The sequence below is a fragment of the Microbacterium sp. 13-71-7 genome, assembly GCF_002257455.1.
Lineage (GTDB): Bacteria > Actinomycetota > Actinomycetes > Actinomycetales > Microbacteriaceae > Microbacterium.
The window spans coordinates 1-11,650 of the sequence record NZ_NCKN01000128.1 but is presented as its reverse complement, the minus strand read 5'-3'; the positions used below and the strand labels follow the sequence as shown (position 1 = coordinate 11,650).

Here is an 11,650-nt window from a genome sequence, read left to right as displayed (position 1 = left end):
TGTCCAGCTGCAGCTTCACGTCGATCGGGAAGTGGTACTCCTGCTGCAGCGTGATGCCGAGCAGCCACCGGCTCGTCCCGTTGTCGGTCTGCTTCTTCGGTGGGATCGAGACCTCCTGGCGCGTCCCGTCGCGCTCGATCGTGAGTGCGACGGGGGATCCGCCGGACTGCTGGATCTCCGCGCGCATCGCGTCCGTGTCCGCCGGGTTCGCCCCGTTCACCGCGATCACGGTGTCGCCGGCCTTGAGGATTCCGTGCGCGGCACCGTCGTCGGTCACCGAGGCCACCTGGATCGTGACCGGCACGTCATGGCCGAGCTCGCGCAGCGCGGCCGCGGTGGCCTCCTGCTGCGAGTCGACCATCATCAGCTGGTTGGCCTGGTCGCGCTGCGTCGAGGTGACGCCCTGGGGGAACACCGCGTCCACGGGCACCACGGCCTTCGACGGGTCGAACCACGCCAGCACGAGCTGCATCCACGACGGCGGGTTCTCCCGGTTGCCCACGACCTGCACGGTCGTGAGATCCAGCGCGCCCTTGGTCGGATGCGTCTCCGCGCCAGTGACCGAGATCAGCGGAACGCCCTTCCCCTTCGCGTCCTTGACCTCGCCGAGCGTGTTGAAGACGGGGCCCGGCTGCTCGATCACGTACGGCAGCGGGAGGAAGGTCAGCACCAGCAGCGCCGCGAGCGATGCGATGAACGCGATGAGCCCGATCCTGGTCCGCCGGGAGGCGCGACGCGCCGACCTGGTCACGACCGCATCGGGGCCTTCGTTCCCGGTCTGCTCGGGACCGCTCGGCGCGGGGCTGATCGTCACAGGGCCTCCAGGGCGGGGTTCGAATGCTCGTTCGCGAGCGGCGTACAGCGGAGCGGCCCGTTCCCGGCGCATCCTGTGGTGGTGCAACTAGCGTAGTCAGCACGGGCTTTACACGTGCTGAGAGGGCTTCCGATGGCTGAGAACGACCCGAACTCCGACGACTTCATGCAGTTCCTCCGTCGCATGCTCGGCGGATCCGCAGAGGACTTCGACCTGAGTGCCCTGCAGGGCATGGAGGGCCTGAACCTCGACCCCGCGATGATGCAGCAGATGATGCATCAGATGCAGAACGCCATGAGCGGCGACCCCTGGGAGACCACGCTCCGGCAGGCGCTGCACATCGCCAATCGGGACGGCCTCGGCATCGACGCGGGCTCCCGCTCCTCGATCGCGGACGCCTTCGCGCTCGCGGATCTGTGGGTGGGAGAGGCGACGACAATCTCCGAGCTCGGCTCGGCTCCGCGGGCGCTCACGCGCGGCGAGTGGGTCGAGCAGACCCTTCCGATCTGGAAGGAGGTCGCCGCCCCCGTCTCCACGAGCATCGCCGACGCGCTGATGAGCGCCCTCGAGGGACAGACCCCCGAGGACATGCAGGGCATGGTGCAGGGCGCGGGACGCCTGATGCGCGGGATCGGCAGCTCGGTGTTCGCGATGCAGTTCGGGCATGTGCTGGGCAACCTCTCGCTGGAGGTCGTCTCCGGCGGCGACGTCGGCATCCCCGTGCTCCCGGCCGGCACCGCCGCGGTCATCCCGCAGAACCTCGCCGCGTTCGGCGAGGGCCTGGAGATCCCCGAGGATCAGATCGCCTTGTACCTGGCCGCCCGGGAGATCGCCTACGCGCGGCTCTACCGGCACGCGCGCTGGCTGCACCTGCACGTGATGACCCAGATCACCGAGTTCGCGAAGGGCGTGACGGTCGACGTCGACAAGCTCGAGGACGTCGCGGGGCGGCTGGATCCGTCCAATCCCGAGGAGCTCCGCGAGGCGATCGAGGGCGGGGCGCTCCTGCCCGAGCTGTCGGACGCGCAGCGCGAAGCCCTGGAGCGGCTGGAGAACCTCATCGCGACGATCGACGGATGGGTCGACGTGGTCACCACGCAGGCCACCTCTCGCCTGCCCGATAGCGCCCGGATCGCGGAGGCGGCACGCCGTCGCCGTGCCGCGGGCGGACCGGCCGAGGACGCCCTGGGCGCGCTGGTCGGGTTGAAGCTCCGTCCGCGGAGGCTGCGTGAGGCCGCCGCGATGTGGCGTGCCGTCACCGACGCCGTCGGCGTGGAGGCCCGCGACGCCCTCTGGGACTACCCGGATCTGATGCCGGACGCCTCGGACATCGACGACCCCGCCGCGCTCGTCGCACGGCTGCAGGCGCGCGCCCGCGGCGAGCAGCCCGCACCGGATGAGATGGACGAGGCGCTCGAGCGACTGCTCAGCGGCGAGGACTTCGGCGGCCCGGCGGATGAGGACGGCTCGGCGGACGCGGACGGTCCGGCGGACGCGGACGGTCCGGCGGACGCGGACGGTCCGACCGAGGGCGGTCCGGGAGACGCCGGCACGGGCGAGGCGGGCGGATCCGGCGAGGGCTCCGGCGAGAAGCCGGTCTGAGCGAGTTCTCCACCGATTCCGCATCGTGCCCCCGCACGGGGCGCGGATCCGGTCATGATCGGGCATGCGCACGATCCGACTCGACCCCGCACACCCCGTGCTGTGGCGCGACGCCGACACCGTGCAGCTCGGCGCCGACCCGGTGCTGACGCTGCCCGTCCGCGCGCCCTGGATCCCCCTCATGCTGCAGGAGCTCGCACGAGGGATCCCCGCCCGCGCCTTCGAGGTCGTCGCGCACGGGATCGGCGCACCGCTGCCCGCCGCCCGCAGGCTGCGCGCCCAGCTCGCGCCCGTGCTCATCGAGATCGTCCCCCGGCAGACCGCGCGCCTGGTGCCGTCGCCCGTCGTCGGCGCCCGCACGCTGCTGCGCCTCGAGGAGGCGCTCGCCGATGCCGGCGTCGACGCCGTGGACGACTCCGCCGCGGTCGCGGTGCTCGTCCGTCACGGCGCCGTTCCCGCGCGGGACGCCGCGGCGCTGCTGTCCGCGGACAGAGCCCACCTGCCTGTGGCCTTCGACGCGGGCGGATCGACGGTCGGCCCTCTGGTGACGCCGGGTCGCACGCCCTGCCTGTCCTGCCGCGACTCCCACGATCGCGACCGCGATCCGGCGTGGGCGGCGCTGCACGTGCAGCTGCTCGAGCGGGATCCGGGCCGCATCCCGCTCGGCGGGATCGCGGCGGCCGCAGAGGCGGTCGCGGAGCTGCTCGCCGCGCGGCGCGAGGCCGTGCGGGACGGATCGGGCCGGATGATCCGGATCAGCCCTGAAGGTCGGCGATCATCGCGGTCGGCCGGATTTCACGCAGACTGCCTCTGCCGATCTCCGCAAGGAAGCGCGATGGGCGCCGCCCTGCGCGATCCACGTCCCTGGACCACGTCATCGTCAGCGTTGTCGCGGCCCGCGTGACGCCCACGTAGGCCAGCCGCCGCTCCTCGTCGACCTGCTCGAAGCCCGTCGCGTACGAGATCGGCAGCAGGCCCTCGGAACAGCCGATCAGATAGACGTGCGGCCACTCCAGACCCTTCGCGGCGTGCAGCGTCGACAGCGTCACCGTCCGCAGCACGGGCTCGTGCTGGTCCTTGGCCCGGGCGAAGAGGTCGTCAGCGAAGGCGCGCATCGTGGTGCCCGCGGGCGCGTCCTCCGCCAGGCGCAGCACGGCGCGGCGAGCCTCCCAGGCGTCGCGCAGCGCACCCCCGGCCTCGGGCGGATCATCCGTGTAGCCGAGCCCGCGCAGCACATCGCGCACGGCGCCCAGGAACGAGTGCTGCTGCGGCGCGACGGCGGAGGCCCGCAGAGCCTGCACGGCCTGACGCACCTCGGGCAGATCGAAGAAGCGCTTGCCGCCGAGCACGGTGGCGGCGACCCCTGCCGCGGCGAGCGCCTGCAGCACGGCCGCCGACTGGGAATGGGCGCGGTAGAGCACCGCGATCTCCTCGGGCGGCACGCCGGCGGAGATGCGCGCGGCGATCGCCGCGGCGACCGCCCTGGCCTCCTCCGCGTCGTCGTCGAACGCCACCACCGCCGGATCCGGCGCGGCGACGGCGGGCGGCTCCGCGACGGCCGGAGCCACGGCAGGAACGAGCTCGAGCGCCCCGGGACGGCCCTTCATGAGGGCGTTCGCGACCCCCAGCACGCCGGCCGCAGAGCGGTAGTTGGTCTCGAGCCGCACGACGGTCGCACCCGCATGGCGGCGCTCGAAGTCGAGCAGGAAGTGCTGGTCGGCGCCGGCGAAGGAGTAGATGGTCTGCGAGGCGTCGCCGACCACGCACAGGTCTCCGCGCTCACCGAGCCACAGCTCGAGCAGGCGGTGCTGCAGGGGCGAGACGTCCTGGAACTCGTCGACGGTGAAGTGCCGGTACTGCTCGTGCACGGCGGCCGCGACCCGGGGTTCGGCCTCGAGCATCCCTGCGCACGCGAGCAGCACGTCCTCGAAGTCGAGCTGATGCCGGTCGTCCTTGAGCGTCTCGTAGGCGCCGGAGAGCTCGGCCACCTGCCCGGCGTCCAGACGGCCGATCGATCGTCCGCGCGCCGCCGCCTCCTCGATCGACATCATCGAGACCTTGCGCCATTCGATCGCCGAGGCCAGGTCTCGCAGTGTCGCCGTGTCGGGCCGCAGGCGGAGCATGTCCGCGGCCTGGGCGAGCAGCCGGACCTTGTTGTCCACGATCGCCGGAGCGGGGGATCCGGCCAGCTGCGGCCAGAAGAAGCCGAGCTGGGAGAGGGCCGCGGCGTGGAACGTGCGCGCGGCGACGCCCTGCACGCCGAGGGCGCGCAGCCGACCCCGCAGCTCGCCCGCGGCCTTCGCGGTGAACGTCACGGCCATGACGCGCGAGGGCGTGTACGCGCCGGTCTCGACACCGTGGGCGATCCGGTGCGTGATCACCCTGGTCTTGCCGGTGCCGGCACCGGCCAGCACCGCCACCGGTCCGCGCAGCACGGACGCGGCCTCGCGCTGGCGTTCGTCGAGGCCGTCGAGTGCGCTCACCGCCGATACCAGTCGGCGATGAGGCGGTGCGCGATGGACGCCTCCCCCGGGAGGCCGACGGGGCCGTTCCCGGCGAGGGCGGATCCGATCTCGGCACGGGTGAGCCAGCGCACGTCGATGATCTCCTCGCCGTCGCCGTGCGCCTCGTCCTCGTTCACAGCGGTGGCGTGGAAGCCGACCATGAGCGAGCGCGGGAACGGCCACGGCTGCGAGGAGAAGTACGCCAGGTCGCGCAGGCGCACTCCCGCCTCCTCGAACAGCTCGCGGTGCACCGTGGTCTCCAGCGACTCCCCCGCCTCGACGAAACCGGCGAAGCAGGAGTGGAAGCGGCCCTTCCACTGCGCGTTGGCACCGAGCAGCAGGCGTTCGCCGTCGGCGCTCTGCACGGCCACGATCACGGCGGGATCCGTGCGCGGGAAGTGCTCCCGCCCGCACGATCCGCAGTGCCGGGACCATCCGCTCTGCCGCAGCTCGGCCGGGTTCCCGCAGGCGGGGCAGAAACCCGCGTCGCGCAGCCATCCGGCCAGGGCGATCGCGGAGACGACCAGTTCGGCGTCTGCCGCGTCGACGACGGGAAGCGCCTCGCGGAGGTCGCTCCAGCGCGGCGCCCAGGATCCGTCCGCATCCGTGTCGTCCTCGGGATCCTGCAGCGCGAGGAGCAGACCCGTGCCGTCGGGGCGGCGTCCGAGGAGCGCCCACTCACGGGTGCGCGCGAGCACCGGATCGCCGGCGGGCAGGACGATCAGGCCGTCGCCCAGGGGCACGCGGCGCTCGCGGACGACGAGCACCCCGGTGCGCGCGTCGGCACGGAGCCGGTCGATCACCTGGGGATCGGCGCGCCATTCCGCCGCCCTGTCGAGGACGGCGCCCTCGGCGACCACGCCGTCGAGGACGGCGGCGTCGAGGACGGCGGTATCGACGGCATCGGGTTCGGGGACGGTCTCCGGCACGGTCTCGACTCCCCTTCTCACAGGCGTGGCGGGCCCTGTGCGGACGAGGCTCGACCTACCCTGGTGACATGGCTCGCTCACCCTTCACTCTAGCCGCGGCGGTCACGGCGGCGGTGCCCGGAGCCGATGTCGTCGGCGCCCGTGCCCTCTCGTCCGATGGCGACGCCCGTTTCGACTCCGCCGTGGCGACGCTGGCCGACGGCACGGAGGTCGCGATCCGCGCGGCGAACGACGACGAGACCGCGTCCGAACTCGCCAAGGAGAGCCTGGCGCTGCGGGCGCTCACACCGGGCGCCCGCTCGATGCTGCGCTTCTCCGCCCCGGAGCACCTCGGCGACGGACGCGTCGGCGACACGCGCGCACTGGTCACCACGCTCCTGCCCGGATTCCAGATCGATGCCGCGGACGTGCCATCGGGCCCCGGCGCCGCCGTCGCGATCGGCAAGGCGATCGCCGGCGTGCACGCACTGCCCGTGTCCGTCGTGCGCAACGCGGGCCTCGCCGAGCGGTCGCCGGCCGAGGCGCGCGACGACGTGCGCCTCCTCATCGACCGCGCCGCCTCCACCGGGCGCGTCTCGGCGCGCCTCACCGTCCGGTGGCGCGAGGCCGTGGAGGCCGACGACCTCTGGCGCTTCGAATCCGCGGTCACCCTGGGCGGTGCGCACGCGGAGTCGTTCCTGTTCGCGGACGACGACGAGCGCGGCCCCCGGGTCACCGGCATCGTGGGATGGCATGCCCTGTCCATCGGCGACCCCGCGGTCGACCTCGCCTGGCTGACCATGGCCGCCGACGCGCGCTCCGACGTGCTGGATGCGTACGCGTCGGCCACGCTGCGCGCCCCCGACGCCGGTCTCTCCACGCGCGCGCGCCTGCTCGCCGAGCTCGAGCTGGCGCGCTGGCTGCTGCACGGCCACGACACGCACCGGGCCGACATCGTCGACGACGCGGCGCAGCTGCTCGACGCCCTCGCCGACGGCATCCACGACGACCTCGCCCCGCGTGCGGGCGCCGGTGCGGGCGTGGACGAGGCGATGTCCGCCCTGGACCGCGTGCCCCCCACCGGCGCGACCCGGATCGACACCTCGATGCAGACCGACACCTACGACGCGAGCGCCTTCGCCGGGATCTCGATGGACGACACCTCCGCCTTCGGGCCGCGCGGCGCCGCCCGTGCGGAGGGCGCGGCCGACGAGGAGGCCGCCGAGCAGGGCGTGTCGGATCCCGCACCGGCGGACGTCACCGGGGAGGACCTCACGGCGACCGGCGCGATCGAGGACCTGGATCCGAACGCCACCCAGGATCTCGGCGACCTCCGCGAGCCGTCCTCCACCGGCAGCGGCCCCCAGGGGAGGCTCGCGGACGAGGAGGATGACGAGGATCGCCCGACCCGCCCCGGCACGCTGCTGCCGAGCGAGGGCGGCATCGCGGGCTCCGACTCCGATGTCGCCGAAGCTCACCGCGCGGCGCGGGCCGCGTTCCAGCGCTGGACCAGCGCCTCCTCCGAGTAGACGGTGTCGCCCCGCAGCACGAGATCGTCGGCGACGTAGAACAGCGCCACGTCGATCTCCTCCAGGGGAACGCCGAACCGGCGGTGATAGGCGAGCCGGTACAGGGCGAGCTGCAGCATGCGCTCCTCGCGCTCCGCCGCCGTCGCCGGAGGCCTTCCGGTCTTCCAGTCCACGATCTCGATCCGCCCGCCCCGGTCCTCGCGGCGGTAGACGGCGTCGAGCTTGCAGATCACGATGCGTGCGGGTTCGCCCTCGCCGACCGGCAGGGCGAAGTCGATCTCGGTCTCGACGGCGATCGGCTTCAGGGGCGCCCACTCGCTGCGCTCGAAGATCTCCCGCAGGCGCGCGAGGTCCTCCGCGTCGGCGCGGGCGATCTCGTCTCCCTCGTCGCCGACGGGGTTCGCGTCTCCCCCGGACGATGAGGCGAGATCGTCGTCCAGATCCCACAGTGCGTCATCCAAGGACGTTCCGACGCCGACGGATCCCGAGCGGTGCTCGACCCAGGCGTGGAAGAGCGTACCGAGGCGGGTCTGCCGGTAGGGGCGCTCCGGCATGGGCCGGGAGATCGCGCGGATCGTGCCGCCGTAGTCGGTGACGTAGTCCTTGAACCGCGAGGCGGGCACGCGCGTGGGCGCGTCCGCGACCGTGCCGCGCTGTCGTGCCGCACGCTCCGCGAGCAGCCGCTCGAGCTCCTCGCTCGGGGCCGGCGCGGACGGGTCCGCCATCGCTCGGCGCACCTCCTCCGCCGCGCCCGCGACACGCTCCCTGCGCCCGCCGAGCGGATCCATCGGCCACACGCTGGTGCGGGCCGCACCCTCGTACGGGTTGTCCTCGGACTCCGGGCCGGGAAGCGGATCGAGCCCGAGCTCCTCGATCGCCTCGAGCAGGTAGGGGCTGGGCTTGCGCATGTTCTTCTGCCCCGACCAGTGCGAGCCGGTCAGCAGCAGATCCGTGCGCGCCCGGGTGACCGCGACGTAGGCGAGCCGGCGCTCCTCCGCCCGCTGGTAGTCGCGGTAGTCGTCCTTGAACCGGCGCAGCGCGCCTCCGTGCGGATACGCCTTGGTGACGCCGGCGGCCAGCGAGTCGAGAGCCGCCTTCTCGCGCTTGCGGGGATCGTCGCCGGCGGCGTCCCTGGCGGACTCCGGATCCCACGCGAAGCGCGGCAGCGCATCGCTGTCCCCGCGCAACGCGAACGGCACCACGCCGAAGCCGAACCAGCCCTGCGCGTCGGAGATCCGCCCCGGCAGCTCGTCCTCGACGAGCCGCACCACGGCGACCGCGTCCCACTCGAGTCCCTTGGACCCGTGGATCGTGAGCAGCTGCACCACACCGGGCTCCGGCGGCTCGGTGCGGGGCATGAGCTCGTCCGTCATCTCGGCCTTGTCCAGCCAGGCGAGCAGGCTCGAGATCGTGCCGCGGTCGTCCGCGACGAGGAACGCGCGCACCTCGTCGCCGAACGCGCGCAGCTGGGTCGCCGCGACGCGGGCCGGGCCTCGCGTCTCGTTCACCGCGAGCTCGATGTCCAGCCGCAGCTCCGACTCGATCGTGCGGATGAGCTCCAGGATGGGCTGGCCGGCCGCGCGGCGCAGTCGCTCCAGCATCTCCCCCGCCGCGCGCAGCCTCGCGCGCCCGGTGGGGCTGATCCGCTCCAGCAGCCGATAGTCGTCGCGGGCGGAGCGCACGAAGTCGACGGCATCGACGATGGAGACGGCCTCGTCGGCGCCGCGCGAGGAGCGCAGGCGCTGCTTGAGGTCGTCCGTCAGCGGTGCGAGGGATCCGTCCCGCACGGCGAGCTCGCGCGCCAGGTCGTAGAGCGCCGCCATGTCGGCGACCCCGATCGCGAAGCGCGGCCCCACGAGGAGGCGGATCAGCGCGGATCCCGCGGTCGGGTCGTGGATCACCCGCAGCGCCGACACCACGTCGACGACCTCGGGCGTCGCGAGGAGTCCGCCGAGGCCCAGGATCCGATGCGGGATGCCCTGCGCGGCGAGGGCTCCCGCGAACGTCTGCATGTGCCGCTTGGAGCGGAACAGGATCGCGCCTGTGTGCTGACGGGCGTCCTGCGGGCGTCCGGCCTGCGCCTCGTCGTGCGCGGCGCGGCGCTCCGCGAACCAGGCGGCGACCGCCGCGGCCTCGTCGTCCGCGGTCTCGCCGTAGTGCACCTGCACCCGGCCCGCGCCGGATCCGGGCCGCGGCTCGAGGGCCGGGACGTCGAGCCCCGGGCGCTGCAGCGGGAGCAGGAGGCGATTGGCCACGTCGAGGATCCGCTCGTCGTTGCGCCAGCTGGTCATCAGACTGTAGGTCTCGGCGGTCCGCTCCGCGGCGAACGTGCGCCCGAACGCGTACAGGTTGTCGGCGCTCGCGCCGCGCCAGCCGTAGATGGACTGGTGCGGGTCGCCCACCGCCATCACGGCGCCGTCGCGGAACAGCGCCGCGAGGAACCGGGTCTGGATCACGGAGGTGTCCTGGTACTCGTCGAGCAGCACGACCCGGTGCTGCGCACGCAGCTCCGCGCGCACGTCGGCGGACGCCTGCACGATGTCGAACGCTCCGCCGACCTGATCGGCGAAGTCGAGAACGCCGCGACGCCCCTTCTCGGCGATGTATTCGCGCACCAGATCCGCGAGGATCGGCATCGCGCGGAGGTTCTCCACGGCCTTGGCCACGTCGGCGTTGCCGCGAAAGGGCTCGAAGTCCTCGGCCTGCTCGACCGCGATGCGGACCATCGCGTCCAGGTCGACACGATGATCGAGCACGTCGCCGGCGAGACGCTGCACGGCGTCGATCACGCCGTTCAGCGAGCGGTCCACCTCGTCCAGCCCTGGAAGGTCCGCGCGGAGCACGACGGCACGGGCGATGAGCCACGACGCCGACTGGCTGAGCATCGCGGCGTCGGGATCCCGGCCGATGTGCGCCGCGTGCTCGCGCACGATCCCGTCCGCGAACGCGTTGTACGTCGACACGCGCGGCCGGATGATGAGGTCCGCAGCGTCCTGGGGGGCCGAGGGATCCCATCCGGTGTCGAACCGCACGGCCAGCTCGTCCAGTACCCCGCGCTGCACCGCCGCGCGCTGCGCGGGACCCGTCGCCGCGGAGACACGGTCGAGCGCGCCGGTGCGGACGATCTCCGGAAGATGAGGCAGCAGGCCGCGGCGGCCGTACTCGTCGATGCGGTCGAGGCGCAGCGCGATCCGCTCCGCCAGCTCGCCGGCGGCCTTGCGCGTGAACGTGAGGCCGAGGATCTCGTCCCGCTCGACATGGCCGTTCGCGACGAGCCAGACCACGCGGCCGGACATCGTCTCGGTCTTGCCGCTGCCCGCGCCGGCCACGACGAGCGCCGGAGCGGGAGGCGCCTCGATCACGCGCTGCTGCGCCAGGGTCGGCGTGGGCAGCCCGAGGGCCGCGGAGATGTCGGTGGCGGCGATCCCGTGCCCGCCCTCCCAGGCGCCGATGCCTCCGTCGCCGACCATGGCGTCATCCGCGATGACCTGCTCCCCCGCGCCGCTCATGCGCTCACCGCCGGGATCGTGTGGATGCGGCACGGACTGATCCGCACCTGGGTGTCGGCGCAGTGCGCCTCGACCTGGGCCGTGAAGCTCGACGCCGCCATGCCGCGCCCGGCCTCGGCCACGCGCTCCAGGAAGGCGGCCCGTGCCTCATCGCCCAGCCGGTGCTGGTGCGCGACGCGGTAGGGGCTCTGCCCGATCGTCTGCGCGACGAGCACGAGGCGCGCGCCGGCGAGTGCGGCGGGATCGGCGTCCTCGACCTGCCCCTGCTCGACCGCGAGCTGATAGGCGGCGAGCTGGGCGTGCTCGGCGACGAGCGCCTCCGTCCCCGGTTCGTACTTGCCCGTCTTCAGATCCACGACCACCACGCGCTCTCCTCCTGCGCCGTCCGCCATCGTGTTCCAGGTGCGCCCGCGGGCGGCCTCATGCTCGCCACCGCCCGCCGGATAGGCCTCGACGCGGTCGATGTAGCCGCTGACGATGGCCTGCCCTGCGGGCTTCTCCGCGTCCACCGGGTACGCGGCCGGCTCGGCATCGAGGTCGACGGCGAACCGGAATCCGCCCTCGGAGGAGACCACCCTGCCGCCCTCGCGCCGCACCTCGGCCAGATAGTCGTGCAGGCGCTGCAGGTAGAGGTCGGCCCTGCGGCGCTCCTTGGCGTCGATCCACGGCGTCTCGAAGTCGAGCTCGCCCCAGCGCTCCTCGAGGATCCGGCGCATGGCCTCGAGGTCGCCGTCCGGGACATGCTCCATCGCCGCGTGCACGATCGTGCCGATCCCGGCCGACG

The 11,650-nt window shown here is 73.2% G+C and carries 7 protein-coding genes; 2 read left to right on the top strand and 5 right to left on the bottom strand.

What is annotated here, in order from left to right; all coding sequences use genetic code 11:
- Window positions 1-814 (bottom strand): PDZ domain-containing protein (locus tag B7X32_RS12855; protein ID WP_292720168.1); only part of this gene is annotated, 814 nt, incomplete at its 3' end.
- Between the two features lie 132 nt (window positions 815-946).
- Here B7X32_RS12855 and B7X32_RS12850 point away from each other — a divergent pair.
- A complete protein-coding gene (locus tag B7X32_RS12850; RefSeq protein WP_292720166.1) occupies window positions 947-2,416 on the top strand; it encodes a zinc-dependent metalloprotease in 1,470 nt (489 codons plus the stop codon).
- Window positions 2,417-3,171: 755 nt separating this feature from the next.
- Here B7X32_RS12850 and B7X32_RS12845 read toward each other — a convergent pair.
- Both B7X32_RS12845 and nudC read right to left on the bottom strand, forming a co-directional pair.
- Window positions 3,172-4,899, bottom strand: a complete 1,728-nt coding sequence (locus B7X32_RS12845) for an ATP-dependent helicase (protein WP_292720164.1) — start codon at window positions 4,897-4,899, stop codon at window positions 3,172-3,174.
- A complete protein-coding gene (gene nudC / locus B7X32_RS12840; RefSeq protein ID WP_366246990.1) occupies window positions 4,896-5,849 on the bottom strand; it encodes an NAD(+) diphosphatase in 954 nt (317 codons plus the stop codon). Before nudC ends, B7X32_RS12845 begins: the two co-directional genes overlap by 4 nt.
- Window positions 5,850-5,917: 68 nt before the next feature.
- Between nudC and B7X32_RS12835 the strand changes: the two genes are divergently transcribed.
- On the top strand, window positions 5,918-7,357 hold the full coding sequence (locus tag B7X32_RS12835) for a phosphotransferase (protein WP_292720161.1): 1,440 nt from the start codon (window positions 5,918-5,920) through the stop codon (window positions 7,355-7,357).
- On the opposite strand, the gene B7X32_RS12830 is transcribed toward B7X32_RS12835, so the two are convergent.
- Both B7X32_RS12830 and B7X32_RS12825 read right to left on the bottom strand, forming a co-directional pair.
- Window positions 7,303-10,827 carry an ATP-dependent DNA helicase gene (locus B7X32_RS12830; protein ID WP_292720172.1) on the bottom strand — a complete coding sequence of 1,175 codons (3,525 nt, stop codon included), beginning with the start codon at window positions 10,825-10,827 and terminating at the stop codon, window positions 7,303-7,305. The two genes, B7X32_RS12835 and B7X32_RS12830, sit on opposite strands and share 55 nt — an antisense overlap.
- Window positions 10,828-10,862: 35 nt before the next feature.
- Window positions 10,863-11,650: PD-(D/E)XK nuclease family protein (locus B7X32_RS12825; RefSeq protein ID WP_292720159.1), on the bottom strand; the 788-nt coding region annotated here is incomplete at its 5' end.

Bases quoted from the DNA above. Each gene is read 5' to 3' on its own strand.
- B7X32_RS12830 (WP_292720172.1), bottom strand. From the start codon at position 10,827: ATGGTCGGCGACGGAGGCATCGGCGCCTGGGAGGGCGGGCACGGGATC.
- B7X32_RS12835 (WP_292720161.1), top strand. From the start codon at position 5,918: ATGGCTCGCTCACCCTTCACTCTAGCCGCGGCGGTCACGGCGGCGGTG.
- B7X32_RS12850 (WP_292720166.1), top strand. From the start codon at position 947: ATGGCTGAGAACGACCCGAACTCCGACGACTTCATGCAGTTCCTCCGT.